22 protein-coding genes are annotated in these 26,132 nt (G+C 63.2%); 8 read left to right on the top strand and 14 right to left on the bottom strand.

What is annotated here, in order from left to right; genetic code table 11:
- The first annotated feature begins 91 nt into the window (after positions 1 to 91).
- On the top strand, positions 92 to 283 hold the full coding sequence (locus AC07P1_RS29340; RefSeq protein ID WP_315396496.1) for a YqaE/Pmp3 family membrane protein: 192 nt from the start codon (positions 92 to 94) through the stop codon (positions 281 to 283).
- 139 nt (positions 284 to 422) lie between these two features.
- On the opposite strand, the gene AC07P1_RS29335 is transcribed toward AC07P1_RS29340, so the two are convergent.
- Both AC07P1_RS29335 and AC07P1_RS29330 read right to left on the bottom strand, forming a co-directional pair.
- Positions 423 to 1,298 carry an intradiol ring-cleavage dioxygenase gene (locus tag AC07P1_RS29335; protein ID WP_494699156.1) on the bottom strand — a complete coding sequence of 292 codons (876 nt, stop codon included), beginning with the start codon at positions 1,296 to 1,298 and terminating at the stop codon, positions 423 to 425.
- 75 nt (positions 1,299 to 1,373) lie between these two features.
- Positions 1,374 to 1,904, bottom strand: a complete 531-nt coding sequence (locus AC07P1_RS29330; protein ID WP_494699155.1) for a Spy/CpxP family protein refolding chaperone — start codon at positions 1,902 to 1,904, stop codon at positions 1,374 to 1,376.
- Positions 1,905 to 2,109: 205 nt separating this feature from the next.
- On the opposite strand from AC07P1_RS29330, the gene AC07P1_RS29325 reads away from it, so the two are divergent.
- Together AC07P1_RS29325 and AC07P1_RS29320 are read left to right on the top strand one after the other, a co-directional pair.
- Positions 2,110 to 2,802, top strand: coding sequence for a response regulator (locus AC07P1_RS29325; RefSeq protein WP_494699154.1), 693 nt, complete (start codon positions 2,110 to 2,112; stop codon positions 2,800 to 2,802).
- A 3-nt stretch (positions 2,803 to 2,805) separates the two neighbouring features.
- The gene (locus tag AC07P1_RS29320) at positions 2,806 to 4,365 is read left to right on the top strand and encodes a sensor histidine kinase (RefSeq protein ID WP_494699153.1); all 1,560 of its coding nucleotides are present in this window, start codon (positions 2,806 to 2,808) and stop codon (positions 4,363 to 4,365) included.
- A 6-nt stretch (positions 4,366 to 4,371) separates the two neighbouring features.
- Here AC07P1_RS29320 and AC07P1_RS29315 read toward each other — a convergent pair whose 3' ends face one another.
- The 11 genes from AC07P1_RS29315 to AC07P1_RS29265 form a co-directional block, all read right to left on the bottom strand.
- A complete protein-coding gene (locus AC07P1_RS29315) occupies positions 4,372 to 5,112 on the bottom strand; it encodes a hypothetical protein (protein ID WP_494699152.1) in 741 nt (246 codons plus the stop codon).
- 17 nt (positions 5,113 to 5,129) lie between these two features.
- Positions 5,130 to 5,696 carry a dCTP deaminase gene (dcd, locus tag AC07P1_RS29310; RefSeq protein WP_090319479.1) on the bottom strand — a complete coding sequence of 189 codons (567 nt, stop codon included), beginning with the start codon at positions 5,694 to 5,696 and terminating at the stop codon, positions 5,130 to 5,132.
- A 56-nt stretch (positions 5,697 to 5,752) separates the two neighbouring features.
- Positions 5,753 to 6,601 (bottom strand): alpha/beta fold hydrolase, encoded by an 849-nt coding sequence (locus tag AC07P1_RS29305; protein ID WP_494699151.1) that lies wholly within the window; start codon positions 6,599 to 6,601, stop codon positions 5,753 to 5,755.
- Between the two features lie 142 nt (positions 6,602 to 6,743).
- A complete protein-coding gene (locus AC07P1_RS29300; protein ID WP_494699150.1) occupies positions 6,744 to 9,248 on the bottom strand; it encodes a DNA internalization-related competence protein ComEC/Rec2 in 2,505 nt (834 codons plus the stop codon).
- A 209-nt stretch (positions 9,249 to 9,457) separates the two neighbouring features.
- Positions 9,458 to 10,258: a CsgG/HfaB family protein gene (locus AC07P1_RS29295; RefSeq protein WP_494699149.1), complete on the bottom strand. Its 801-nt coding sequence runs from the start codon at positions 10,256 to 10,258 to the stop codon at positions 9,458 to 9,460.
- Positions 10,259 to 10,353: 95 nt separating this feature from the next.
- The gene (locus AC07P1_RS29290) at positions 10,354 to 11,148 is read right to left on the bottom strand and encodes a TatD family hydrolase (RefSeq protein WP_494699148.1); all 795 of its coding nucleotides are present in this window, start codon (positions 11,146 to 11,148) and stop codon (positions 10,354 to 10,356) included.
- A 4-nt stretch (positions 11,149 to 11,152) separates the two neighbouring features.
- Positions 11,153 to 11,860: a lipoprotein-releasing ABC transporter ATP-binding protein LolD gene (gene lolD, locus AC07P1_RS29285; protein WP_315218063.1), complete on the bottom strand. Its 708-nt coding sequence runs from the start codon at positions 11,858 to 11,860 to the stop codon at positions 11,153 to 11,155.
- Between the two features lie 4 nt (positions 11,861 to 11,864).
- Positions 11,865 to 13,130 (bottom strand): lipoprotein-releasing ABC transporter permease subunit, encoded by a 1,266-nt coding sequence (locus tag AC07P1_RS29280; RefSeq protein WP_494699147.1) that lies wholly within the window; start codon positions 13,128 to 13,130, stop codon positions 11,865 to 11,867.
- 108 nt (positions 13,131 to 13,238) lie between these two features.
- Positions 13,239 to 14,504, bottom strand: a complete 1,266-nt coding sequence (locus AC07P1_RS29275; RefSeq protein WP_494699146.1) for a lipoprotein-releasing ABC transporter permease subunit — start codon at positions 14,502 to 14,504, stop codon at positions 13,239 to 13,241.
- 130 nt (positions 14,505 to 14,634) lie between these two features.
- Positions 14,635 to 15,327, bottom strand: a complete 693-nt coding sequence (locus AC07P1_RS29270) for a PEP-CTERM sorting domain-containing protein (RefSeq protein WP_494699145.1) — start codon at positions 15,325 to 15,327, stop codon at positions 14,635 to 14,637.
- A 63-nt stretch (positions 15,328 to 15,390) separates the two neighbouring features.
- Positions 15,391 to 19,365 carry an SdrD B-like domain-containing protein gene (locus AC07P1_RS29265; protein ID WP_494699144.1) on the bottom strand — a complete coding sequence of 1,325 codons (3,975 nt, stop codon included), beginning with the start codon at positions 19,363 to 19,365 and terminating at the stop codon, positions 15,391 to 15,393.
- Positions 19,366 to 19,786: 421 nt separating this feature from the next.
- On the opposite strand from AC07P1_RS29265, the gene AC07P1_RS29260 reads away from it, so the two are divergent.
- The 5 genes from AC07P1_RS29260 to AC07P1_RS29240 all read left to right on the top strand — a co-directional run bounded on the left by AC07P1_RS29260 (position 19,787) and on the right by AC07P1_RS29240 (position 24,186).
- Positions 19,787 to 20,866 (top strand): hypothetical protein, encoded by a 1,080-nt coding sequence (locus AC07P1_RS29260; RefSeq protein WP_494699143.1) that lies wholly within the window; start codon positions 19,787 to 19,789, stop codon positions 20,864 to 20,866.
- Positions 20,863 to 22,557, top strand: coding sequence for a single-stranded-DNA-specific exonuclease RecJ (gene recJ, locus AC07P1_RS29255; protein WP_494699142.1), 1,695 nt, complete (start codon positions 20,863 to 20,865; stop codon positions 22,555 to 22,557). Before AC07P1_RS29260 ends, recJ begins: the two co-directional genes overlap by 4 nt.
- 159 nt (positions 22,558 to 22,716) lie before the next feature.
- Entirely contained in the window at positions 22,717 to 23,154 is a 438-nt protein-coding gene (locus AC07P1_RS29250) for an antitoxin Xre/MbcA/ParS toxin-binding domain-containing protein (RefSeq protein WP_090319512.1), read from the top strand.
- On the top strand, positions 23,155 to 23,844 hold the full coding sequence (locus AC07P1_RS29245; RefSeq protein ID WP_494699141.1) for an RES family NAD+ phosphorylase: 690 nt from the start codon (positions 23,155 to 23,157) through the stop codon (positions 23,842 to 23,844).
- A 12-nt stretch (positions 23,845 to 23,856) separates the two neighbouring features.
- Positions 23,857 to 24,186 (top strand): DUF2288 domain-containing protein, encoded by a 330-nt coding sequence (locus AC07P1_RS29240; protein WP_494699140.1) that lies wholly within the window; start codon positions 23,857 to 23,859, stop codon positions 24,184 to 24,186.
- Between the two features lie 7 nt (positions 24,187 to 24,193).
- On the opposite strand, the gene AC07P1_RS29235 is transcribed toward AC07P1_RS29240, so the two are convergent.
- Positions 24,194 to 26,071 (bottom strand): carbohydrate-binding module family 20 domain-containing protein, encoded by a 1,878-nt coding sequence (locus tag AC07P1_RS29235; protein WP_494699139.1) that lies wholly within the window; start codon positions 26,069 to 26,071, stop codon positions 24,194 to 24,196.
- Between the last annotated feature and the right edge of the window lie 61 nt (positions 26,072 to 26,132).

The following is a 26,132-nucleotide window of genomic DNA, read 5'->3' as shown; positions in this document are numbered from 1 at the left end:
GCGGCCGGGATGGTCCGGCCGATATGGTAAATTTCCGGCTTGGGCGTGCCGCCGGCACGCCCCCGTCGTCAGATAGAGAGACAAGACACACATGCGCCTTCTTATTGCCCTGATCCTTCCGTGGCTGACCTTCTTCACGATCGGCCGTCCGTTCGCCGGCATCATCTGCCTGATCCTGCAAATCACCGTGATCGGCTGGCTGCCAGCGGCGATCTGGGCGGTGTATGCGCTCAGCCAGTACAAGACCGACCAAAAGATTCGCGACGCTTTGGGCGGCCGCTAAAGGCTGATTCATTCTGGAGACACGTAGGGCGGATTAGCGTAGCGTAATCCGCCATTTGCGTGCGCCGCCGGCGGCTCGAAGATGGCGGATTACGGCGTTCCGCCTAATCCGCCCTACGTGCCTCCACGATACCTCCGCCTTAACCGGCCACCCCCACCGTCAACGTCGCCACATAACCATCGGTGGCATTGCCCGTCACCGTGGTCATCTGCAGCGAGTATCCATCACTAAACACGTTGTCGGTCGCCAGGCTGATCGCGGCCATATTGCGCACACTCGCGCTGTAGCCGGTGGTGGCGTACACCTCATTGCAAGTCGCCACCGGGAAGCTGAATTGCGACGTCTTGATGCGGTTGGCCGCGCTGGTCGCCGCCGACAACGACCGGTACACCTCGAAGTGCACATGCGGCACGCGCCCCGAATAGCAGCCGGGGAAGATCGTGGTGAACGACACATTGCCGCTGCTATCCGTCGCCTGCACGCCGCGCAGATAGTTTTGCGCCGTCACCCCACTCGAATACAACGAATAATTACCGTCGCGGTCGCAGTGCCACAGATACACCGCGAAACCCTCGAGCGATGCGCAACTGCCGTTGGTGTTGACGATCTGCAGCTTGATGGTCAGCGGCACGCCGGCCGCCACGCCGGTGGCGCCATTGAAGCTGCTGCGGATGTCGCTGCGCACGACGCCCGATTGCGTCAGCACATTGACCACGCCGCTCGAATTGCTGTTGGTGCCGTCGGCCGGATACGGGCCGCCGGTTTCCTCCGGTATCACCGAGCACGAGCCGGCGGTGGTGGGCGTCGTTGTAGTGGTGGTGGTCGTGGTGGCTGGCGTCGTCGTGGTGGTGCTGGTGGTACCGGTGGCGCTGTCCCCGCCGCCGCAACCCATGATCGGCAGCGCCGAAGCGCCCGCCAACAGCCAGCGCAACGTCTGTCGACGGTCGCTGTTCAGATTGAGCATTGCGGCCAGATCGGCCGCCAGGCTGTGTTCGCTATCGTCATGATGTTCCATGCTTGCTCCCCTTTCTTAGTGATTGAACCGCCACCCCGCGCTGGCCGGGGTGGTTCGGTGGTGCTGCAGTTAGATCTAGGAACGCGAACGGCGCGGCTTGCCCTTGCCGTCCCTGTCCGCATCCAGCTGTTTGCGCTGCTCGGGCGTGAGCACCGCCAACAGCTTTTGCTCGGTGCGCGTACGCTGCAGCGAGATATTGGCCATGGCGGTAGCGGCCGCCTGCGCCAGCGATGCCGCTTTGGCGTCGTCGTACTTGTCGGCGGCGGCGAGCTCGCGCAGCGCTTCCTGCGCCTTGGCCGCCGCCTTGCCCTGCTCGCGCAGATACGGCTGTTCCTCATGCAGGATCGCGAAGACTTTGTCGTCCTGCGCCTCGCTGAGCTCGACGCCGCGCAAAAGCAGCGGGCGCCCGACCATGACCGGCGCACCGAACGGCGGCATGCCGCCATGCATGCGCGGACCGCCGTCGGGAGCGGCGCCGCCCGGCGGCATGCCCGGAGAATGATCGTCCATCTCGTTGGCGCCGCTGGCGCCGGTCACGGCGAACAAGGGCAGCGCCACCGCCATGGCCAGCAACAGCTTTTGTACATTCAGTTTGTTGGTTTTCATGCAAATCCATCCTTTCTCGACTGGAAGACGCCATTCTCTAGTTGCCGTATGTTAAGTAGCGTAAGGACAACGTAAATCGGCGTAAAACCGGTTTTGTCGTCGGAATTGCACCCCTGCAAGCCGTTGTAAATCGACGTAAAAGTAGACTGGCGGGAACTCTCCCGCTGGTATGATTGATGATCCTTATACAAAGAATTGCGCGGCAATGAAGAGCAAAGTACTGTTGATCGACGACGACATCGAGCTGGTGGGCATGTTCCAGGAGTATCTGGAGCAGGAAGGCTTCGACGTCAAAGCCGTGCACGACGGCGAAGCCGGCACCGCGGAAGCGGCCACCGGCACGTACTCCATCGCCATCCTCGACGTCATGATGCCGCGCATGAATGGCCTGGAGACGCTGCGCCGCATCCGCACCAACAGCCAGTTGCCGATCCTGATGCTCACCGGCCGCGGCGACGACACCGACCGCATCGTCGGCCTCGAGCTGGGCGCCGACGACTACGTCACCAAACCCTGCACGCCGCGCGAACTGACGGCCCGCATCCGCGCCATCCTGCGCCGGGCGCAAAGCGCGCCGACCGACAACGGCACGCCGGCCGCCCTCAACGTCGGCCAGCTCACCATGTGGCCGGAGCAGCGCCGCGCCGCCTGGGCCGGCGCCAAGCTGGAACTGACCAGCACCGAATTCAATCTGCTGGAGGTCCTGGCCCGCAACGCCGGACGGCCGGTCAGCAAGAACACCCTGTCCGAACAAGGCCTGGGCCGCCCGCTGGCCCGCTTCGACCGCAATATCGATGTCCACCTGAGCAGCCTGCGCCACAAACTCGGCACCATCGCCGACGGCCGCTCCTGCCTGCAAACCGTCTACCGCCTTGGCTACCAACTGATCAAGGAGTAGCCTGTGGGCCGTCTGTTCTGGAAGTTTTTCGTGTGCATACTGCTGGCACAGATGACTGCGACCGTGGGCGTCCTCGGCGGCATCTGGCTCAAGGACCGCAGCCAGCAAAAGACCGCGCCGGCCGACATCGACACCAGCCCGCCGGCGGAAATCGCCATCAACGCCGCCGCCGCCACCTTGGAATACGGCGGCACCAACGCCCTGCGGCGCATGCTCGAAAATATGGACAGGCGGCGTGTTTACGCGGTCGACGACGAAGGCCGCGAAATGCTGGGCCGTGTCGTCAGCCCCGCCATGCTGCGCGAGTCGCGCGCCTTGCTCAAGGACGACGGCAAACGCCGCGTGGTGCGCCAGGTGTACGATCCGCAAGGCAATCGCTATATGCTGTTCCTACCGTGGGCCGAGCGCCAGCGCGGCTTCGACAGCGAATCGCGGCAACTACTCGCCGGCTTGAAAAACCAGCAGATGCTGTTGGAGGACCGGCGCATGGCCGGCGGTTTCGACGGCCGGTTCGATCCAAATCGGCCCGGTGGTCCCGGCGATCCGCCGCCAGACGGCGCGCCCCCCGGCGGTCAGCCTCCCGGCCAGGCGCAGGGTGGCAATGGCGCCAACGGCGCGCCGGGCATGCAGGGCCCGCGCGGGCCGATGGGTCCACGATTCCAGCCGCTCACGCCGTGGATACCGATCGTCGCGGCGATTTTCGCCAGCCTGCTGTTCTCGGTGATCCTGGCGTGGTACTTCTCGCGGCCGATCCGCGCCTTGCGGGCGGCATTCGATGCCGCCGCAGGCGGCGATCTGGCGCCGCGTTTCGTCAGCGCATCCGGCAAAAGCCTTACGGAACTGAACGATCTCGGTCGCGACTTTGACCGCATGACAGCGCGCCTGCGCAATCTGATCGACGGCCAAACGCGCCTGCTGCACGACGTGTCGCACGAACTGCGCTCGCCGCTGGCGCGGCTGCAGGCGGCCATCGGCCTGGCGCACCAGCAGCCGGACAAGATCGCCGCCTCGATGGAGCGCATCGAGCGCGAGAGCGTCCGCATGGACAAACTGGTGGGCGAGCTGCTGACGTTGGCGCGCCTGGAGGCCGGCGCGATCAAGGCCAGCCAGGAAGAGATCAGCATGGCCGATCTGCTGGAGCAAATCGCCGACGACGCCAGTTACGAGGCGGCCAGCCAGCAACGCACGGTGGTGCGCGAAGGCGATGCCGATGTGCTGGTGGTCGGGCAGGCCGATTTGCTGGGGCGCGCAATCGAGAACGTGGTCCGCAACGCCATCAAACACAGCGCCGAAGGTGGCGAGGTGCAGCTGCAAGTGCGCGCCCTGCCCGAGGCGCGCCAGCTATGCATACGCGTGCTGGATCGGGGACCGGGCGTGGCGCCGGCCGACCTGGAAACCATCTTCCAGCCCTTCTTCCGGTCCGCCAACGCCGGCACCGAAGGCCACGGCCTGGGTCTGGCGATCGCCCAGCACGTGATCGAAGCGCACGGCGGAAGTATAAAAGCCACCAACCGTGCGGGTGGTGGCTTGTGTGTGGAGATGATACTGCCGGTGAAGCTGTAAAACGGCTTATGCGCGGCGCCGGTATTCCAGATGCTGGCTGATAACGCCTTGCGTCACGAAGTCCGCGTCCTCCGGAACTTGTACGTTAAAGAAGTCCCACTTGAAAATCGGAAGAAAATTGAATTTCTTCGATTTGAATATACCGCGATTTCGCTTGAGCTCACTATAGCGGTCGCCCTTGAATTCCTTATTCACCGCCGTAAACGGCAGCATATGCTCGGCCATATCGGGGAAATGCAAGGTCGGATTCTTCTGTTTGAAGTCTTCGAAAATCTCGAACTGATCGCGGCAAATCACCTGGATCGCCGTTTCAGGAAAATTGTTATGCTGCGTCCACAGAACGTGCCAGCCGGTGCTGGTCTGATCGATGAAATCGCGCAGGCGTGGACTCAAGATATACGCATCCGACTCGATGTGGATGATTTTATCGACACCCAGCTCCCTGGCCACCTCCACCGAGTGGAGAAAGCTGCGCCACCAGCCGGGATAGTCCTTGATACTCTGCCGCCCCAGGTTATCGTCGAATCGAATGATTAAATTCTTGTCATCTAACGATGCCAGGGGAGCGGTATTGGAAACCGTTTTGATGACGTCGGCCGGCGGCAGGTACGGCGACCCGTCGTCGATCATGAGCCGTTTGACCACATCAAGCGGGAAATCCTGATAATAATCGAGCCAGCGCTTATACCGAGTCTCCCATGCGTCGGCGTCCCGGATATAGCTCGTGCAAAAGATTATTGATTTCATTACGTGATCGAGCGCCCTTAGGCTTTCGGCAAAGTCACGCCACGCTGACCCTGATATTTACCGTTGCGGTCCTTGTACGACACCTCGCACACCTCATCGCTCTCGAAGAACAGCACCTGGGCGCAGCCCTCGCCGGCGTAGATTTTCGCTGGCAGCGGCGTGGTGTTGGAGAATTCCAGCGTCACATAGCCTTCCCATTCCGGCTCGAACGGCGTTACGTTGACGATGATGCCGCAACGCGCGTAGGTCGATTTACCCAGGCAGACGGTCAGCACGCTGCGTGGAATACGGAAGTACTCCATCGTGCGGGCCAGCGCGAAGGAATTCGGCGGAATGATGCAGACATCGCTCTTGACGTCGACGAAGGAGTTCGAATCGAAGTTCTTCGGATCGACGATGGTGCTGTTAATGTTCGTGAAGATCTTGAATTCGTCGGCGCAGCGGATATCGTAGCCATACGACGAGGTTCCGTAGGAGATGACTTTGCGGCCATCCTGCTCGCGCACCTGGTCCGGGAAGAACGGCTCGATCATCCCATGCTGCTCCGCCATGCGGCGTATCCATTTATCGCTTTTAATCGTCATCGCAAGGTATTCCTAAAATTGTCGGGGGGGCGCTACCGCGCCGAATGGACGAGATTTTACGCGAAAGCCCCGTATTTAAGAACTTTTTTAGCGCCGCCGGCGATGGATTGTTCGTCCAGCAGACCGGCGATCATATCGGCTGTGGCCCCGGCCGCCGCAACCGGCGTCTCCATCGGGAACAGATGGCCACCGGGGATCAGCCGGAAGTGGCTGCCCACCAGTGCTTGCGTATGTTCATGGCCAGATTGGCTGGTTTCCCACGAATCGGTGCCGCCGATGAAGCCGATGGGCACCGGAAAGCGCCCGCGCACGATTTTCGGCAGATGATGGGGCAAGGTGGCGTAGACCGCCGTCTCGATCTCCCGCGTGTAGCGCAACTGAACCCCTTCCGGGTGCGGCTTCAGGCCGTTGTCGATGTAATCGGTCAGCACGCCCGGCGCCCAAGCGGCGAAGATATCCTTGCTGGCGAAGTGCTCATACGCGGCGGCGGCGCTCGGCCACACATTCCGGCGGCGCTTGGAGAATTTAGCCGGCGGAACGTCGTACGCCTTGCCAACCAGTTTGATGGTGCGCCAGACCAGCGCGCGCCAGCCCGCGACCACCGGCGCATCGAGCATGACGACGCAGCGCACGAGGTCCGGCCGCGCATGGGCGACCAGTAAACTAAGCATGCCGCCCAGGGAATGCCCCACCAGGATCACGGGTTCGGAGTAACGCGCGGTCAGTTCGGCGATGTATTCGTCCACAAGATGCGGCCAGCAGTCGGTGACGGGATAATTGGGATTATGCGCGTGCATATCCAGCGCCTGAATCTCGAACTGGTCGCTCAGGCTCTCGAAGAACTGGCGGTAAACGCCCGCCGGATAGCTGTTGGCATGGGCGAAATGCAGCTTGGGCTTGCTCACAAGCGGTCTCCGTATGGTTATTGTCGACCAATTGTAACGGCAGTTCCCACAAGCGGCTGGTAGGAAGGCTCTAATTCAGCGCCTCCAATCCCGGCCACGACATCAGGAACCCATCTACGCGCCGTCGGCGGCTCGACGAAAATCACCGGCCGTACCAATAGCGTGCATGCACATCGCGATATCCCGCAATCCAGATCGTCTGGCCAAAGTCTATGGTCAACGCCCCTGATTGATCGGTGCGCAGACGCTGAATCCCCAAATCGCCATAGCGATCATAGACTTCCCTTTTAGGATGTTGATAACGATTGCGATACCCCACCTGAAAGACAGCCGCCTGCGGCCCCACAGCCTTCAAAAAATCCAGCGTCGAACTGGTGCCACTGCCATGGTGCGGAACCAGCAAAACATCGGCACGCAGCCGCTCCCGGTCGCGCGACACAAGTTGCGACTCTTGCAAGGCCTCTATATCGCCAGCGAGCAGCATCGACTTGCCACCGGCGGTAATCTTCAAGGTACACCCGCGCGCATTGGGTTTAAGAGTCAAGTCCGCATAGCTGACGGCGAGTGGATGCAGTATCTCGAAGCGCACGCCGTCCCAGGTCCACGCCTGTCCGGCGGCGCATTGCACGTGGTGCCTGGCCGCAGCAGCTATCGGATGATCTGGCAAAAGAGACCCCAGCACCCAACCGACCGGCAAGCCATCGAGCACGGACAAGGCACCTCCAGAGTGATCGGCGTCGCTATGACTGACGATCATGCCGTCCAGCGCCGCGATGCCGCGCGCCCGCAAATACGGCAGGATGACACGGCTGCCGGCGTTGATCTCGGGGCCGTAGCTTGGGCCGGTATCATAAAGCAGACGGTGATGGCTGGTTTCAATCAGCAACGCCATGCCCTGCCCCACATCGAAAGCGGTCACGGTCATGCGACCGGGTTCCGGGTGCGATGGCTCGGCCGCCAGCAGCGGTATCCACGTCGCCAAGCCAAGCCAGCGCGCCGGCCACCCGCGTGGCGCGAGAAGCCACAGAGTGCCGAACATCGCCCAACAAAACAGCCACAGAGGCGGAGTCGGTGCGCGCCAGACCGCGTAACGCAGGCCGCTGAACCATTGCAGGCAAATAGTCAGCCACTCGACCAGCAGATGCGCCAAACCGAGGACCCAGGCTGCCAATGACATCGGCAGCATGCTGCCCACCAGCGCCAGCGGCGTGACGACAAGACTAATCAACGGAATCGCCACCGCGTTCGCCAACGGACTGATGACGGACACCTGCGCAAACAGCAGCATCGTCAGCGGCACGAGTCCAAGCGTGACGGCGTACTGGGTGTGGACGCCGACGCGCAAGGCCTGCCAGCATCGATCACCAATCGTCAACGCGGGCTGGGCGTTCTGCGGTGGATCGTCGACGCCGGCGGCTAGCCGGGCTGGCCGCAGCGTGGTACGGCCGACTGTGGAATACAGGATGACGGCCACCGCGCCAAAGGACAGCCAAAATCCCGGCCATAGCACAGCCCACGGGTCAAGCAGCACCACAACGCCGAGCGCTGTGCACAGCACATGCGAAACGCTGGCGATCCGGTTCAGCCACAGCGCGACGGCGACCACGATCAGCATATACAGAGTACGCTGCGCCGGTACGCCGAAGCCGGCCAGCAGCACATAGAACAACGCGACCGTCGCGCCGACCAGCGCCGCGACTTTTTGCGCCGGCATCATCAACGGCAATTGCGCGCGCGTGAAAAACGAATGCCGCCACAACGTGAAGGCGATCAGCGCGAACAACCCCGCCACCATGGTGATGTGCAATCCGCTGATGCTGACCAGATGACCGATACCGGTATTGGTGAAGACCTTCCAATCCGACTGATCGATCCCGCGCTGATCGCCGACGACCAATGCGACGATCACACCGACATAAGGCTTGTCCGGTAGCGCCGCCACAATGCGCGCCCGCAGCGCGGCCCGGCAATGCTCGATGACGTTGCGGGCACTGAAGACAAAGCTGTCCAGGCGCTGGTTGGCATTGTTCGGCCGCACGTAACCGGTCGCGCGTACGCCCTGCTCCAGCAACCAGGCTTCGTAGTCGAAGCCATATTCGTTGGCGTTGCCGTGGGGCCGCTGGAGACGAACCGTCAGTTGCCAGCGTTCGCCCGGCTGCACGTTCCCGACTTCCGTGATCTGGTCGCGAAAGCCTGCGTACCAGGACAGCGCGATGCGCGGCGGGACCGGAGGCGGCCCGGGCATGGTCGTTCGCGCCCCGCCCCGCCCATCCAGCACGCGCTCCACGGCGAAATTGAAGCGCACGCCCTGCGCGAAACGATAGGGTAAGTTATCCACGATGCCAATGACCGTAAAATCCCGCCCCTCATCCGCGCTCGCCAGCTGCGATGACAGCGCCCCGTGCGCCAGCCAGGCAGCCCAATAGAAGCCGACAATCGCGCCAACCAGTAAAGCGTGCATCGCGCGCAAAGTCTGATTGCGGACTCCCCTATTGGTAGGAAATTTGCGCTTGACCGCCATCTGCCACAACGCCAGCCAGATTGACAAAAACCCGACAGCCCAAGCGATGACCGGGACGTCAGGCAGCACCGCTTGCGTTTGCAAGAAGGCCGCCCCCGCCGCAAAGCCGATTATCGCCAATCGCATCGCCACTCCGCCAGTGCGTCGCCCTCGCATCAGAGCGTTCGGCCAGTCCGTCCGACCGACACAGCGATACTATGCAAGCTTCCGAGGACTATCGAAGTCAGCGATCCAGTCTTTGATTCGCATCAATGTAAGAAATTCTGTAGGCAAACAAAAACGCCGGCAGGAACAACCCTGCCGGCGCTCGATACGGGCCGAAGAAAATGTGACGCTTATTTCGGCGAAACGTCAGTTGCCTTCACCGCGATGCGCTCAGCGATGTTCTTCGCGGCGATGGTCTCGGTCAGGAACGACGTCGATTTCACCAGCAGGTCGCGCGCCACCTCTTCCAGCGGCGAGCCGCTGATGCTGGCGTGATTGCCACCCAGCCCGGTGCCGCCGCCCCACCCCATTGCGGAGATGCCGAAGCCGGTCTTCTCGTTGTTGGCCTGGAAGGTCTTGGAGGCGATGATCTTGGCGCGGCGCACGTCCACCACGCGAATGTCCATGTTCATGTGGACCTTGGACTTCTTGTAGTCGACCGCGCCGGCCAGCATGCTCAGCGGGCCCTTGAGGAAGCTCAAGCCACCCAGGCCGGTCGAGCTTTGCTCGAAGCCCAGCGACGTGATCGAGCCGGTGATCATGTAATCGGCCGCTTCGGCTTCGACCTTTTTGCCGATCAGCGCCAGCTCCTTGTTGATCTCTTCCATTTCGGCGCGCTCCTGCACGTCGAAGCAGCCGGTCTGCGTCAGCGCGGTGGCAAGCATTTCGGTCATGCCGGTGCCCACGCCCGTGTAACTAGGCTGCGCCACAGTGCCCGAACGCTCCCACCAACGGTACTGGCGCGGGTCCTGCTGGCCGGCGCCCGACGAGCAGTCGGCGGATTTGCATTTGAATTCGGTGAAGACGACCTTGGCCGCAGGAGTATTGCACTTGGGCACGTCAATCTGGCGCTCGGACACCGTGCTGGTATCGGCGAAGCACATCGCGGGGATGAACAGGAGGGCGGCGGCGAGGCGAACGTCTGGTTTCATATGGATTTCCGTGGGTTGTTACAGGCAAATATTGGCGATTATGCACTGTCAACTCATCAATAATTCTATCCAAATGTCACAAAGTCAATTATCACTTAAGAAACTATCATCCGCGACAACGCCGCCTTGGCATTGGCCGTGGTCGCCAACGCGACCTCCTCCACGCTAATGCCGCGCAGCTCGGCCAGCACGGCGCCGATTCTGGGGATTTGATCGGGGCTGTTGCGCCCCGGGTGGATCCAGCTGGGCGAAATGTCCGGCGCGTCGGTCTCCAGCACGATCGCCTCCAGTGGCAGCTCGGCCGCCATGCGGCGTATCTGCAAGGCGCGCGTAAAGGTCATGGCGCCGCCGAAACCGAGCTTGAATCCCAGGTCGATATAGCCCTGCGCCTGCTGGAAGCTGCCGTTAAAGGCGTGCGCGATGCCGCCGGCGGGCCGGATCTGGCGCGCGTGCTTGAGCACCACGTCCTGCGAGCGGCGCACATGCATCAACACCGGCAGCTCGAAGTCGCGGGCGATCTTGAGCTGCTCACGGAAGAAGAAGATCTGCTTCTCGCGCATCGCCGGCTCGGTCAACATGGGGATGAAGAAGTCCAGGCCGATCTCGCCCAGTGCGACGAAGCGGGAGTCGGCCAGCGCCGCCTCGACCTGTCCGCGCAGCACGCGCAAGTCGTCCTCCTGCGCGTTCGGAACATAGATCGGATGGATGCCGAGCGCATAGCAGCCATTGTCCACGCTGGCCGCCAAATCGGCGACGATGGAAAAATTGGCCGTTTCCACCGCCGGGATCACGATCATGCCGACACCCTGCTCCCTCGCCTTCCGCGCCTGTTCGACGGATTCGCCGCCGAATTCGTGCGCATCGAGATGGCAATGGGTGTCGATCCACATGATGTCAGTCCTGGTAGGGTTTCAAGCCCTCGTCGGTCAGGCGCAGCACGCGGTCGCAGCGGCGCGCCAGTTCTATGTCGTGGGTGACGATGACGAAGGCGGTGCCCAGGGTGCGCGACAGCTCCAGCATCAGGTCGAAAATCTGCTGCGCGGTGGCGTGATCCAGGTTGCCGGTCGGTTCATCGGCCAGCACGCAGGCGGGCTGCGTGACCAGCGCGCGCGCCAGCGCCACGCGCTGACGTTCGCCACCGGACAATTCGCCCGGCACGTGGGTGACGCGCTTGGCCAGATTCACGCGGGCCAGGATTTGCTGCGCGGCGCTGGTCGCGTCGCTGCGTTTGACACGCCGTATCATCAGCGGCATGCCGACGTTGTCCAGCGCGGAGAACTCCGGCAGCAGGTGATGGAACTGGTAGACAAAGCCCAACGAAGCGTTGCGCAGATCGCCGCGCGCCGACTCGTTCAGGCTGGCGAAGTCCTTGCCCAGCAAGGTCACGCTGCCGGTGGTCGGCGTATCGAGGCCGCCCAGCAGATGCAGCAGCGTCGATTTGCCGGAGCCGGAGGCGCCGACGATGGCGACACGTTCGCCGCGCCGCACGTCGATGTCGATCCCGGCCAGCACCTTGACCGAGTAGCTGCCCTGCGTGAAGGTCTTGCCCAGATTGCGGCAGGACAGGACCACCGGTTCCAGGTTGGTAGTGGAGTTGGTCATTGGATCACTCATAGCGCAATGCCTCCGCAGGTTTGACGCGGGCGGCCCACCAGCTTGGGTAGATCGTGGCGACGAACGCCAGCACCACGGCCACGCCGCCGATCTTGAAGACGTCCGGCCAGCGCAGGTCCGACGGCACGACGCTGATGTAGTAAATATCCTTGGACAAGAACTGCACTCCTAATAAATGTTCGATAAACGGCACGATGACGTCGATATTGAGCGCCACCAGCACACCGCCGGCCACGCCCAGAATGGTGCCGAGAATGCCGACCAGCGCCCCCTGGATCATGAATATCTTCATGATCGATCGCGGCGAGGCGCCCAGGGTGCGCAGAATGGCGATGTCGGCCTGCTTGTCGGTCACCGTCATCACCAGCGTCGACACGAGGTTGAAGGCGGCGACCGCGATGATCAAGGTCAGGATGATAAACATCATGCGCTTTTCGGTCTGCACGGCGGCGAACCAGTTGGCATTGAGTTTGGACCAGTCGCGCATGGTCAGGTCGCCCGACATCGTACGTTTGAGGTCCAGCGCCACTTGCGGGGCGCGGTTCATGTCGGACAGGCGCAGACGCAAACCGGCCGGCGCGTCCAGGCGCAGCAGCTTTTCGGCGTCAGTCAGGTGCACGAAGGCGAGCGCGGAATCGAACTCGTTGTGGCCCGCCTCGAAGATGCCGACCACATTGAAAGAGCGCATGCGCGGCAGCACGCCGGCGGGCGTGGCCTGGCCCTGGGCCAGCGCCAGGGTCACTTTCTCGCCCAGGTTGACGCGCAGCGCGCGCGCCAGTTCGATCCCGAGCACGATGTTGTAGGCGCCCGGTTGCAGCGCGTTGAAACTGCCCCTGCGGGTCTGCCTGGCGACGTCCGAGACGTTGGGCTCCTGCTCCGGCAGCACGCCGCGGATGATGGCCGGACGCAGAATGTCGTCGCGCACCAGCATGCCCTGCGTCTCGGCGAACGGCGCGGTGCCGATCACCTCGGGATTCTTGCGCGCCTCGGCCGCTTCGGCCTGCCAGTTCGGCATCGAGCCGCGTGCGTCGAACACCTCCACGTGGGCCAGCACCGACAGCATGCGACCGGTCACGTCCTTCTGGAAGCCGTTCATCACGGACAGCACCACGATCAGCGCGGCCACGCCGAGGCCGATGCCGGCCATCGAAATCAGGGAGATAAACGAGATAAAGCTATTGCGCCCGCTGCGCTTGCCGGCGCGCGTGTAGCGCAGGCCGACCAGCCATTCAAACGGTAGATTCTTAATGATACTCATGTGTTCCAGCGGACATAATCGGCAAAGTCAGCAGTTTGCCATAATAAATGGTAATCGATGCGAGTGTTCCATGCGTGCTGCACGGCACACAGCGGCCGTCGACGCGCCTCACTCGTAGCGTAAGGCTTGCGCCGGCTTGACACGGGCGCCGCGCCAGCTCGGGTAGATCGTCGCCACGAAGGCCAGCAGCACCGAGATCACTCCGATGTTGGTGACATCGGACAGGCGCAGGTCCGAAGGCACCGAGCTGATCAGATATATGTCCTTGGACAGGAAATGCATCCCGAACAAGCCCTCGATGAACGGTACGATGATGTGGACGTTGACCGCCAGCACCGAACCCAGCGCGATGCCGAAGCCGGTGCCCAGCACCCCGGTCAGCCCGCCCTGGATCATGAAGATCTTCATGATCGACGCCGGCGAGGCGCCCAGGGTGCGCAGGATGGCGATGTCGGCTTGCTTGTCGGTCACCGTCATCACCAGGGTGGCGACCAGGTTGAAGGCCGCGACCGCGATAATCATGGTCAGGATGATGAACATCATGTTCTTCTGGCTTTTCACGGCGGCGAACCAGGTCGAGTTGGCGCTGGTCCAGTCGCGCATGAACAAATCGCCCGGCATCGACTGCTTCAATTGACGCGCCACCTCGGGCGCGCGCTGCATATCGGCCAGGCGCAGGCGCAGGCCGGACGGCGCGGCCACCCCCGCCAACTGCTCGGCATCGCTGATATTGATGAGCGCAAGACCGGAGTCGAACTGGTTGTGGCCGACCTCGAAGATGCCGGTCACGGTCAGCGAACGCACGCGCGGCTGCATGGCGCCGCCCGATCCCGGTCCCTGGGCCCGCGCCAGCGTCACCGTCTGCCCGAGCTCGACTTTGAGCGCCCGGGCCAGTTCGGCACCCAGCACGATATTGAATTGACCCGGTTTGAGCGTGTCGAGGCTGCCGGCGCGCATGCGCTCGCCGACCTCGGAAACGTTCTTCTCCGCCTCGGGCAACACGCCGCGCACCACCGACGGGCGCAGGATGTCATCGCGGATCAGCATGCCCTCGGTTTCGACGAAGGGCGCGGCGGCGCGCACCTCGGGGTTGGCGGCGGCCTGGCGGGCGCGCTGCTCCCAGTCCGGCATGGCGCCGCGCAGGTCGAACACCTCGACGTGCGCCAGCACCGACAGCATGCGGGTGGTCACTTCCTTTTCGAAGCCGTTCATCACGGACAGCACCACGATCAGCGCGGCCGTGCCCAGGCCGATGCCGGCCATCGAAATCAGGGAAATGAAGGAGATGAAACTGTTGCGGCCGCTACGCTTGCCGGCGCGCGTGTAGCGCAGGCCGACCAGCCATTCAAACGGCAAATTCTTGACTATACTCATGGGCTAACGGGGCGATCAACTGAAGTGAGCCCGAAGTTTGCCATACAAATAGCATTTCATGGGTGAAACGCCGTAGACGCGCCGACAAATCGTCGCGCCGCCAGGGGGTGGCGGCGCGGCGCTCAAGCTATCAGGCGAACTTTTCGTCCTGGCCCGACTTGCGGCGGCCCATGAAGCCGATCAGACCCAGACCCAGGCCCAGCATGGCCCAGGTGCTCGCTTCCGGCACCGGCGCGGCCATCTGCACGCCCAGCAGTTGTTGCGACGCCAGACCGTTGGAGCCGGTGCCGGTGAAGCTGGTGTAGGCGTACATATTGCTCAGCACGGTGTGCTTGGATGCCAGGTCCAGCATCTTGAAGGCGGCGTCGGCGCTCGAATCGGCACCACTGATGAAGTACTGCGAGCCGCCGTTGTCGTAGATGTTGCCGTCGTCGGCGACCAATTCCCACAGCGCCAGCTGGAACGCCTTTTGGCCGTCGGTGTCCTTGATGGCGCTGGCGTACGAGGTTTCGTACAGCGCCTTGACGTTGTCCTTCAGGTTGGCGGTGGCGCCGGTGTAGACGGTGTGCGACTGCAAATCGGTGTTAGGCTCGATGCAGAATGCCAGGAAGCTGTCCTGCGCGTTGACGGTATTGGTCAGCTCGATCACCGGAATGCCGACGAAAGGCGTGCCGTTGAAGTTCTGGCCGCCGAAGTTGACCACCAGGCCACCGGCGCCGATGACAGGGTTCGAATTGTAGGTCTCGTTGGCGAGGGCCGCGCCCGACAGGGTCAGGGAGACGGCGAGTATGGCTGCTTTGATGGCGTTGAATTTGATTTGCATGATATTTTTTCTTCTATAAAAGTAAATGTCGTTGTACGGCTTTAGGGAGAAATTAATACAAACTTAGGCGAACTCGACCTGGCACTGCTGGCTTTGACCCACCAGTTGAACCTGCTGCGCGCCATCGGCCATCAGGTCGGCCATGGTCGGCAGCGTCACACCTGCCGCCGCAGCATCAGCCGCCGCGACGTTGAAGTAGACGTCGGTCATGTCGGCCGTTTTGCCGTTGCTCATGGTCACGCTGCTGCGCTCCAGGTGCAGGTTGTTGTTGGCGTCAAGGAACGGCAGCTCGGTGTAGCCAACGGTCAGGCTGGCCACGCCGGCCGCCTTCAGCGACACCAGCTCGCCGGCGTCGGTCTTGCCGTTGCTGTTGGCGTCTTGCCAGATCAGCAGGCTGCCGAACTGCGCGTCCGAGACGTTGACCACGCCGTCGCCGTTGCTGTCGTAGCTGGCCAGCTTGGCGAAGCCCGAACCCTTGCCGGTGCCGCCAAACAGTTCGCCGATGTTGTCGATGTTGCCGTTGCCGTTGCTGTCGATGGCCAGGAAGCCGTCGCCCTTGGACAGCCAGCCCGACTGGATCGCCTTGCCGGTGCCCAGCAGGTCGAAGCTGCCCTGCATGTCGGCGCGGGCGATGGTGTGGATGCCGTCGCCGTTCAGATCGATCGCGATCGGCGTGATGGCGGCGTCCCAGCTCATATCGTTCTCGCCCGAGCTCAGGTTGATGGTGTCGGTCTTGGTGACGTTGACCTTGGAAACCATGTCGCCGTTGACGTCGGAATCGATGGCGTCGTTGCCGCCGGTGTTCTTCACGCCCCACTTCCAGTCGTTCATGTTGTAGTTCTTGAAGATGACATTGGACTTGTCGAACACCAGGTAATAGTTGCCCGGCGTCAGATCGCCAAACTTGTAGTGGCCGCTGCTGTCGGTCTTGACCGTGCCCAGCTTGTTGTTGGCGGTGTCGAACAGCGACACGGTGATGCCGCCGATGCCTTCCTCGCCGCTGTCCTGCACGCCGTTGTGGTTGCTGTCGCGCCAGACCTTGTCGCCAATGCTGGCCTTGCGGTAGATGCCGGCATCGACCGTGCGCAACTGCTCGCCGGTGGCCAGATTGATCGTGTCGGTGCGACCGCTGTTGCCGACGACGCTGGTGACGTCCGAATCCTTGGTGTAGTCGCCGGCGTCGGCCTTGGTGAAGAACCAGCCGTTGGCCTTGACCACTTCGACCTTGTAGCCGCCCGCCTGCAGGCCGTCGAACAGGTACTTGCCGCCATTGGCGGTGACCACGGTCTGCTTGAGCACGTTATTGCCGTCGTACAGTTTGACCGTGACGCCGTCGACGCCCTTTTCGCCCGTGTCCTGCACGCCGTTGTAGTTGGCATCTTCCCAGATGGTGTCGCCGATGCTGGCGGCCTTGACCAGGCCGGCGTCATTGGTCTTGTCATTCACGCCCGAGGCCAGCGTGATCTGCCCGCTCTTGCCGGTAGCGTCGACGTCCGAGTCGACCGCATCGTTGCTACCCTGGTTCTGCTTGGTGAACAGATAGCCGTCGACCGCCGCGAACTTGACCGAATACTTGCCCGGACCGAGGTCGTTGAACGAATACAGGCCACTGGCGTCGGTGGTGGTGGTGCCGATTGCAACGTTTTTCTCGTTGAACAAGGTCACGCCCACGCCCTTGGCGCCGGCTTCGCCGCTTTGCTGGATGCCGTCGCCGTTGGTGTCGAACCAGACCTTGTCGCCGAGGCTGCCCTTCTGGTAGATGCCAGCGTCCATGTTGGTGACGTTCTGGCCCGCCGTGACGGTCACGCTGCCGAGGTTGCCGCTAGCGTTGGCGTCGCTATCGATGTCGTTATTGGCGCCGACGTCCTGCGTGGTCACGGTGTAGCCGGTCGGGGTCTTGATGGCGACCGAGTAGGTGCCCGCCTCGACGCTGAACTTGTAGTTGCCCGCGTTGTCCGTGGTGGTGGTCTTGATGACCTTGCCGGCGGTGTCGCGCAGCTCGACGGCCACGCCGGATTTGCCGCTTTCGCCGCTGTCCTGCAGGCCGTTGCCGTTGTTGTCGATCCAGACGCGGTCGCCGATGGTGGCGGCGGCGACGACGCCGGCGTCGACGGTCTTGTCGACCTGGCCCGAAGCCAGGGTGAAGGTGTGCGACTGGCCGGCGGCGCTGACGTCGGAGTCGGCGGCGTCGTTGCCGCCCTGGTTGGCGGCGGTGAAGCTCATGCCTTCCGGCAGGCTCGCCTTGTCGAACACGACGCTGTAGCTGCCAGGCTTGAGGTTGCTGAACTGATAATTTCCGTTGACGTCGGTGGCCACGCTGGCGCCGACCTGCTTGCCGTCGGCGTCGAACAGGCTGACCTTGACGTTGGAGACGCCGGCTTCGCCGCTGTCCTGCACGCCGTTCTTGTTGGTGTCGAGCCAGACGCGGTCGCCCACGGCGGCGGTCTTGTACAGGCCGGCATCAATGGTGTTGTTGACGTCGCCCGCGTTCAGCACGATCGTGCCGCTCTGGCCGGTGGCGTCGACATCGCTGTCCTTGGCGTCGTCCGCGCCGGCATCGTTGCCGGTGAAGATGTAGCCGGCCGGTGCCTTGACCGAAACGGTGTAGCTGCCCGGATCGGCGGTGAAGTTGTAGCGGCCGGCGGCGTCGGTGCTGGTGGTTTGCACCACCTTGCCGCTACCGTCCTTGAGCTCGACGGTGACGTTGCCGATGCCGGCTTCGCCGCCGTCCTGCACACCGTTGCCATTCATGTCTTCCCACACGGTATCGCCCAACTTGGCCTGGGCCGCCACCACGCCGGCGTCGAGGTCGGCGTTGTTGGCGCCGGCGACCAGGGTCACTTGCGCGCTGATGCCGGTGGCGGCGTCGGCGTCGGAGTCGGCCGCGTCGCTGGCGCCCTGGTCGGCGGCGGTGAAGACGTGGTTGGCCGGCAAGGTGGCCTTGTCGAACTGCACGCTATAGGTGCCCGGCTTGAGGTTGGTGAAGCTATAGGCGCCGTCGGCATCGGTGATGGCGCTGGCGGCGGCCGGGTTGCCGCCGGCGTCGAGCAGGGTGACCTTGACGCCGGCCACGCCCGCCTCGCCGCTGTCCTGCACGCCGTTGCGGTTGGCGTCGAGCCACACGCGGTCGCCCAGCGAGGCGGCCTTGTACAAGCCGGCGTCGATGGTGTTGTCGACCTGACCCGGGGCAAGCGTGATCAGGCCACTCTGGCCGGTGGCGTCGATATTGCTGTCGACGGCGGCGTCGGTGCCGCTGTGCTGGCCGGTGACGATCATGCCGGCCGGCGCGGTGACGGCGATCTTGTACTGGCCGGCGTCGACGGTGAAGCTGTATTTGCCGTCGGCGCCGGTGGTGGTGGTCGCGACCACGTTGCCGTTGGCATCGCGCAACTCGACGTTGACGCCGACCAGGCCGGCTTCGCCGGCGTCCTGCACGCCGTTGGCGTTGCTGTCTTCCCAGACGAAATCGCCCAGTTGCGCCTGCGGCACCTTGAAGGTCAGGTAGTTCGGCGTGGCGCTGGTATCGGCCGCGTTGCAGCCGACCAGGCCGCCAGCGTCGCGCACCTTGAAGCCGATGTCGAAGGTGCCCGAGGTGCTTTGGCTCGGCTCGAAGGCCAGCTTGCCGGCGGCGATGTCGGCGGCCGACACCTCGGTGTTGGCGGCGATGGCCACGCCGTTGAGCAGCAATGTGCCGGCGGTAGGCAGCGAGGTGACGATGACGGACTGGAAGGCGTCGTGCTCGACCGCGTCGACGAAGCCGAAGTCGCCTTGCGACAGCACCACGGCGTTGCCGTTATCCAGATTGAAGGTTTTGTTGGCGGCGGTGGGCGCGTCGTTGACCGGATCGACGATCACTTGCAGGGTCATGGTCACGGTGTTGCCGCCGCCCTGGTCCACGACGAACTCGATGGTGGTGAACTGGCCGTTGTAGTCGGCGTGCCACTGGCCCGGGCGGATGTAGACGGTGTCGGCATCGACCTTGCCGAACAATGGGGTGTTCTTGGTTGACGTGGTGCCGTCCGGCAGCACGACGTACATGGCGCTCACGTTGAGCGATGAGCTTGCCGCATAGCCCGCTGCGGTCAGAATGTCGCGTACATCGTAGGTACCTTCAGTGTCTTCGCAAATGTGAATAGAGGTAGCAAGGTTGATCGAACTCATGTCGTAAAGCCTTCGTATTCTTTTAAAAATTGAGGGAGCTGAACTGCTGCTGCCACGTGGTTGAGGTGGTCAGCAGCGCTGCACGCGGAGGCACTCACGGACGTTAAGTGATGCCTACAAATCATCTAAGTTGCTCATATTACATATAGATTTGATTTTGGACAATTGATTTTTATCCATGACAGTGATTTTATTTTCAATATCTTTCTGGAATGTTGTGTTTTTAACTTGACAACCCCATCAGTATTTTGCTTGAAAGATTTTTTCGGTCCCCGCCGCAATGCCCTACAATCTCGGGATGACTGAAATCACCCTTGTTCTGCCTTACGCGCTACCTCCGCCGGAGATGGCGCGCGACCTGATCCGCGCCCTGCAAACACCCGCCCTGGCGGCGCTGGTTTCGCGCCACGGCGGTGCCAACACCAACACTTTCGACAACAACAGCCGCGTGCTGCCGCACGAGGCGTGGCTGAGCCACGCCATCGGCCTGGCGCCGGCGCCCGACCATCCGGACACCGGCGCGCCCGTGGCCACCGCCGCCATGCGCGGCTGCGGTCCGGAGCTGGCGGCTGCGGCGGCCAGCGGCCACTGGTTCGTTGTCCAGCCGGCCAATATCCAGATCTCGCGCACCCACTCGCTGCTGTCGGACCCGCGCGCGCTGCAGCTGACCGAGGACGAATCGCGCAGCCTGTACGAGCTGGCCCGCCCCTACTTCGAGGAACTGGGCAAGCCGCTGCTGTACGCCACGCCGGGGCTGTGGTTCGCCCGCGCGGACGACTGGTCCGGCCTGCGCACGGCGTCGCCGGACGCCGCCACCACCCAATACATCAGCGACTGGGTGCCGGAGGGCGAGCGCGCGCGCGACTACCGCAAGCTGCAAAACGAGATCCAGATGCTGTGGCATGAACACCCGGTCAACGAGGCACGTCATGAACGCGGCCTGCAACAGGTCAATTCGTTCTGGCTGTGGGGCGGTTCGAGACCGGTGACCCCGGCGGCGCTGCCGCTATGGGTGGCCGGCGCCGGCGCGCCGTCATGGATGCAGGCCTTGGCCGCGCCCGGGCGGCGCGCGCCGGAGGCCGCGCGGCTGATCGCCGATGCGGGCAATGAGGGCGGAGCCGTCACCGCGGTGCTGGCGGAGTTGATTCCATCGGCGCAAACCGGCGACTGGGCCGACTGGCTGGCCCGCATGCAGCGCCTGGAACAGGAGTGGTTCGCGCCGCTGCTGGCGGCGCTCAAAGAAGGCCGCGTCGACCGCGTCACCCTGGTGCTCAGCCACCGTCACAGCTGGATGACCGTCTCGAGCACCAAACTGGCCCAGCGCAAATTCTGGCGCAAGCAGAACCTGAACACTTTATTGAGCACCGTCCGCACATGACCCGTATCGCCACCCGCCCCTGCCCTTACCGCGAATCCGAAATGCTGCGCCAGGGAGGCATCCATCCGGTGCTGGCGCGCCTGTACGCGGCGCGCGGCCTGACCGACATCAAGGATTTGTCGAGCGAGCTGACGGCGATGATCCCGCCATCGGGCCTGCTGCACATCGGCGCCGCCGCCGTCTTCCTGGCCGACGCCATCGCCGCCGGCAAACGCATGGTGATCGTGGCCGACTACGACTGCGACGGCGCCACCGCCTGCGCGGTCGCGCTGCGCGGCCTGCGCGCCATGGGCGCCAACATCGACTTCATCGTCCCCAACCGCTTCGAATACGGCTACGGCCTGACGCCGGAGATCGTGGAACTGACGGCGCGCGAGAAGCGGCCCGACATCATCATCACCGTGGACAACGGCATCGCCAGCATCGACGGCGTGGCCGAGGCCAACCGGCGCGGCATCGAGGTGGTGATCACCGACCACCACCTGCCCGCAGACACCCTGCCCGCCGCGCGCGTGATCGTCAACCCAAACCAGCCCGAATGCGGCTTTCCGAGCAAGCATATCGCCGGTGTCGGCGTGGTGTTCTACGTGCTGCTGGCGTTGCGCGCCGAATTCCGCAAGCGCGGCGCCTACGAGACGCAGCCGCAGCCCAAGCTGGACAACCTGCTCGACCTGGTGGCGCTGGGCACCGTCGCCGACGTGGTGCGGCTGGACCCGAACAACCGCATCCTGGTGGCGCAAGGGCTCAAGCGCATGCGCGCCGGCCGCATGCACGCCGGCGTGGCCGCGCTGTTCCGCGTGGCCGGGCGCGAGCCGCGCACCGCCAGCCCGTTCGACCTCGGTTTCGCGCTCGGCCCGCGCCTAAACGCCGCCGGCCGGCTGGAAGACATGTCGCTCGGGATCGAATGCCTGATCACCGACGACGAGGGCCGCGCCTGGGAACTGGCGCAGCGGCTCAACGAGATCAACCTGAAACGGCGCGAGATCGAGGCCGAGATGCAGGACGCGGCGCTGCTGCACCTCGACACCTTCGAGCCGGCCAACAGCAGCACCATCTGCGTGTTCGACGAATCGTGGCACCAAGGCGTGATCGGCATCGTCGCCTCGCGGCTAAAGGAAAAATTCTTCCGCCCGACGATCACCTTCGCGCCCGGCGCCGACGGCTGGATCAAGGGGTCGGGCCGTTCGATCCCCGGCTTCCACCTGCGCGACGCGCTCGACCTGGTCTACAAGAAGGCCCCCAGCCTGATCGACAAGTTCGGCGGCCACGCGATGGCGGCCGGACTAACCCTGCGCGCCGACGCCTTCGACGCCTTCGCCGCCGCCTTCGAGGAAGTCGGCCGGGCGTGGCTGAGCAAGCAGCAACTGGAACGCATCGTCGAAACCGACGGCCCGCTGGAAGACGCCTATTACACCACCGCCTTCATCGACCTGATGGCCGGCCAGGTGTGGGGCCAGGGCTTCGCCCCACCGGTGTTCTGCGACGAATTCCGCGTGGTCAGCCAGCGCATATTAAAAGAGCGCCACCTCAAACTATTGCTCGAAAAGAACGGCGCGCGCTACGACGCCATCTGGTTCGGCCACGTCGACTCGCTGGGCGAACGGGCCAAAGTCGCCTTCCGCCTGGACGCCAATGAATACAATGGGGTAACAAAAGTGCAATTATTAGTAGAGCACGCCGAACCAGCGTAAAACCAGGCCGTCATAGCCAGCAATGCCGCGGAAACACGTAGGGCGGATTAGCGCAAAGCGCGTAATCCGCCACCGAGCCGCCAATATCGCCGCCCGATTCACTCCCCGATTGCTATTCATCCGAAAAAGGAGTATAAGTACTCCATTACCGGAGGATCTATGAATCTGACCTATGCTTACCCTCGCAGCCGCTTCGAGCCGACCGTCTTGGTGGACCTGAACGCCAAGGCCGAGCGCGAGCGGTTATCGAAGTCGGCCCTCAAAGGCTTTTTCAAGCTCGCCGCCACGTGGCACGTGCGCGACGAGGACGCCCGCCAGCTGCTGGGCGGGCTGTCGAGCAGCGCCCTGTACGAATGGAAAAAGAACCCGGAACGCACACTGGAGGTGGACTGTATAACCCGCATCTCCTACCTGCTGGGCATCTACAAGGCGCTGCACATCATCTACGGCGACAAACTCGCCGACGAATGGGTCAACCTACCCAACAACAACCAGATTTTTGAAGGCCGCACGCCGCTGGCGTACATGCTGGGCGGCGGCCTGCTGGCGATGCAAACCGTGCGTCAATTATTAGATGCGCGCCGCGGAGGACTGTAAGTGCCGGTCAGCCTGATTCCACCACTTACCACGCTGCGCCAGTTCGACACTTGCCGTTTGCTGCCATCCCGGTTCGCCGACCTGGAGGATTCCGTGCTGTCGCCGCTGGCCGACAGCGACGACATGCTGCGCGACCTGTTCGACCTTGACAACGCCACCAATGCGCGCCTGCGCACGCAAAACGGCGGCTCGGCCGGCATCAATGTCGATGAACTGGTGTTCGGCGTGCCGAACTTCCGCATCGTGAACGCCGCCTTCACCTACGCGCACCCGCAAGGCAGCCGCTTCAACGACGGCCGGCGCGGCGCCTGGTACTGCGCCTTCGACGTGGAAACCGCGCTGGCGGAGGTCAGCTTTCACAAGGCGGTGGAATACGCGGAAATCAACCGCTTCGACGACAGCGTGCAGTATCAATGCATGCTGGCCGACTTCACCGCCACCTTCCACGACCTGCGCGGCCAGCCGCGCTACGACGCCTGCCTGTCGCCGGCCAGCTACATCGAATCGCAGACACTGGCCGAACGCCTGCTCGACGGCGGCTCGCTCGGCATCATCTACCCGAGCGTGCGGCGCCCGAGCGGCACCAACCTGGCCTGCTTCCGGCCCGCCTTGGTGGGCAACGTGCGCAAAGGCGCGGTCTACCGCTTGACCTGGCAAGGCAGCCCGGAACCGACCATCGACATTATCTGACTCATTTTTACCATGCAAACCAAACCTGAAAACGACACTGAACTGCGCCTCAAAGTGAACCGCGAAACCGCGCGCATGCCATGGACCGAACTGCTCAAGCACTTCGCCGCCGGCAACGTGGTGTGGGTCGCCAACTCGCTCGATCTGGTCGATGTCGCCGTGCGCATCTCGCACGACGACAAGGCCAACATCAGCCAATGGATGAACGCGGGCCTGCTCGCGCGCGTCAGCGACGAGCAGGCGCAAGGCTGGCTGGAAGCGAACGCCGAACTATGGGCGGTCGTCGTCAGCCCGTTCATCATCGTGCAGCAGGAAAAAGCGGTTCCAGCCAGCGTGCACTAAGCCGCGCTTAGAACTTGAAGCTGCCCGCGTCCAGGGTCAGCGACCCGCCGCACGCCGGCGTCGTGGCTTCGCGATTGCCGCTGGCGGTGGACTGATTACCCTCCCACACGGTGCTCACGCCGTACTTCATGAACTTGTACTGGATGGCGGTCGCCGGCGGCAGCTGGAAGGTGCGCGACCACGGCACATTGGCGCCGCTGCCTTCGATGGTCAACTGGTTGCTTGTCCCCTGCACCCAGTTGCCCAGTTCCGCGCGGTTGCCGACCACGTAAACGTTCTGCCCGACCACCGTGTTCGCGTTCGCCACGCGGAAGGTCACCGGCACCGTGGTGCAAGCGCCACCGCCGCTACCGCTGCCGCCTATCTTTTGGTTGATGTGCAGCGCCACCGCCGGAACGACCGAACCACCGTTACCAGGAATGCTCACGCTGATCACGCCATTGGTGCCGACCGTCACACTGTCGCTGGTGCAGGCGGTTCCCGCAGCGTTCAGCTGCCCATGCACGACGTTGCAATAGGTCCCCGCAGGCAGCTGCGTTTGCAGCGACGCGTTCCACGCCGCGCTATCGTTATTGATCGCGACGTAGCCTTTCGCACCGCGACCGAAGGCGATCTGGTTGCCGGTGCCGTTGGTGAAGTTGTCGACACCCTGGCCGGACGTCACCGCGCGGAAGGCCACCATGTTCGAGATATCGCTCCAGCGGTGGATGAAGTCCCACTGCTGGTTGATCAGCGGCGCGCCGCCGGCGTCGAACGGGCTGGCGCTCGGTGGACCCTGATCATAGCTGGTGAAGCGGAAGCCCGAATGCAGCTGCGCCGCGCCGTACGGCCACGCCAGCATGAAGATATTGGCCAGGTCGTAGCGCTTGGTGCCTTGCGTGTCGTTGGGCGAACCGGAGACGTAATTGCTGGCCACAAGTGAGCTGTTGTTGCGCTCCGTGTCCCAGTTGTTGACGAACACCGTCGCCTTCTCGCTCGGGATGAAACCCCAGGTGCCGCCCCAGTTACCCGGCGTGCCCATGATGGTGCGGATCTGCGACAGGTTGGCGCCATTCTCGTTGCGGAACACGGCCTTGATCGCATAGGTGTACTGGAACTCGTTCAGCGTCCCGCTCGCGAAGTAGCTCGATCTCACCACATTGCTGTCCGGGATAACCTCCTGCGTCACCCACAGCGGCTCGCCGGACGTGGTGGTCTGCGTCACGCCGCTCATGATCGCCTGGATATCGGATGGCTGCATATGCTTGGCCGCGTCGAAACGCAAACCGTCCACGCCCATGGAGACCAATTTGTTCAAATAGGTTTTCACCTGGCCTTGTACGTACGCGCCCTCCGTCTTAAGATCCGGCAGGCCGCTCAGGCGGCAGAACATCACGTTGTTGCGATTGCCGGGCGAGCCGTAGTCGCCGCCGGCGATGTCGCAAGCCGGATGGAAATCGCTGGCGCTGAAGAAGGGATAGGTCAGCGACGTCGAATTCCAGGTCGAGCCGTCGGTAGCGGTGCCGGCGCCCGCCGCCACGTGATTGACCACCACGTCGACGTAGATGCGCACTTTGGCCGCGTGGCAGGTGTTGACCATGGACTGGAACTCGGCCTCGGTGCCCATATTACTTTTGAGCGAATTGAAGTTGACCGGCTGGTAAACATCCCACCACGTACCCAGGCTGGCCGCAGCCGTCGGCGGCGACACCTGCACCGCGCCGTAACCCTGGGGCCCCAGCCAGTTGGTGCACTCCTTGGCGATGTCGTTCCACTTCCAGCGGAACATCTGCACCGAGGTATCGGGCGCGTTGAGCGCCGCATGCGCCGGCACGACCATCAGGGCGCTCAACAAACCTGCGGCGCAAAGGGATTTCATCAGACTGCGTTGTGTCGTATTGATCATCATGTGTCCTTATCGTTATGTTTAGGGAAATACTGTCTCCCACACAAAATGTAGCAGAACT

It is taken from the genome of Duganella sp. GW821-FHT07F09 (assembly GCF_059418705.1).
Note: the sequence above shows the minus strand (reverse complement) of the source record. Positions and strands in the feature narration are given on the sequence as shown.

Coding starts and splice junctions, on each gene's coding strand:
- AC07P1_RS29340 (WP_315396496.1), top strand. CDS start 92: ATGCGCCTTCTTATTGCCCTGATCCTTCCGTGGCTGACCTTCTTCACG.
- AC07P1_RS29335 (WP_494699156.1), bottom strand. CDS start 1,298: ATGGAACATCATGACGATAGCGAACACAGCCTGGCGGCCGATCTGGCC.
- AC07P1_RS29330 (WP_494699155.1), bottom strand. CDS start 1,904: ATGAAAACCAACAAACTGAATGTACAAAAGCTGTTGCTGGCCATGGCG.
- AC07P1_RS29325 (WP_494699154.1), top strand. CDS start 2,110: ATGAAGAGCAAAGTACTGTTGATCGACGACGACATCGAGCTGGTGGGC.
- AC07P1_RS29315 (WP_494699152.1), bottom strand. CDS start 5,112: ATGAAATCAATAATCTTTTGCACGAGCTATATCCGGGACGCCGACGCA.
- dcd (WP_090319479.1), bottom strand. CDS start 5,696: ATGACGATTAAAAGCGATAAATGGATACGCCGCATGGCGGAGCAGCAT.
- AC07P1_RS29300 (WP_494699150.1), bottom strand. CDS start 9,248: ATGCGATTGGCGATAATCGGCTTTGCGGCGGGGGCGGCCTTCTTGCAA.
- AC07P1_RS29295 (WP_494699149.1), bottom strand. CDS start 10,258: ATGAAACCAGACGTTCGCCTCGCCGCCGCCCTCCTGTTCATCCCCGCG.
- AC07P1_RS29290 (WP_494699148.1), bottom strand. CDS start 11,148: ATGTGGATCGACACCCATTGCCATCTCGATGCGCACGAATTCGGCGGC.
- lolD (WP_315218063.1), bottom strand. CDS start 11,860: ATGACCAACTCCACTACCAACCTGGAACCGGTGGTCCTGTCCTGCCGC.
- AC07P1_RS29280 (WP_494699147.1), bottom strand. CDS start 13,130: ATGAGTATCATTAAGAATCTACCGTTTGAATGGCTGGTCGGCCTGCGC.
- AC07P1_RS29275 (WP_494699146.1), bottom strand. CDS start 14,504: ATGAGTATAGTCAAGAATTTGCCGTTTGAATGGCTGGTCGGCCTGCGC.
- AC07P1_RS29270 (WP_494699145.1), bottom strand. CDS start 15,327: ATGCAAATCAAATTCAACGCCATCAAAGCAGCCATACTCGCCGTCTCC.
- AC07P1_RS29265 (WP_494699144.1), bottom strand. CDS start 19,365: ATGTACGTCGTGCTGCCGGACGGCACCACGTCAACCAAGAACACCCCA.
- AC07P1_RS29260 (WP_494699143.1), top strand. CDS start 19,787: ATGACTGAAATCACCCTTGTTCTGCCTTACGCGCTACCTCCGCCGGAG.
- recJ (WP_494699142.1), top strand. CDS start 20,863: ATGACCCGTATCGCCACCCGCCCCTGCCCTTACCGCGAATCCGAAATG.
- AC07P1_RS29250 (WP_090319512.1), top strand. CDS start 22,717: ATGAATCTGACCTATGCTTACCCTCGCAGCCGCTTCGAGCCGACCGTC.
- AC07P1_RS29240 (WP_494699140.1), top strand. CDS start 23,857: ATGCAAACCAAACCTGAAAACGACACTGAACTGCGCCTCAAAGTGAAC.
- AC07P1_RS29235 (WP_494699139.1), bottom strand. CDS start 26,071: ATGATCAATACGACACAACGCAGTCTGATGAAATCCCTTTGCGCCGCA.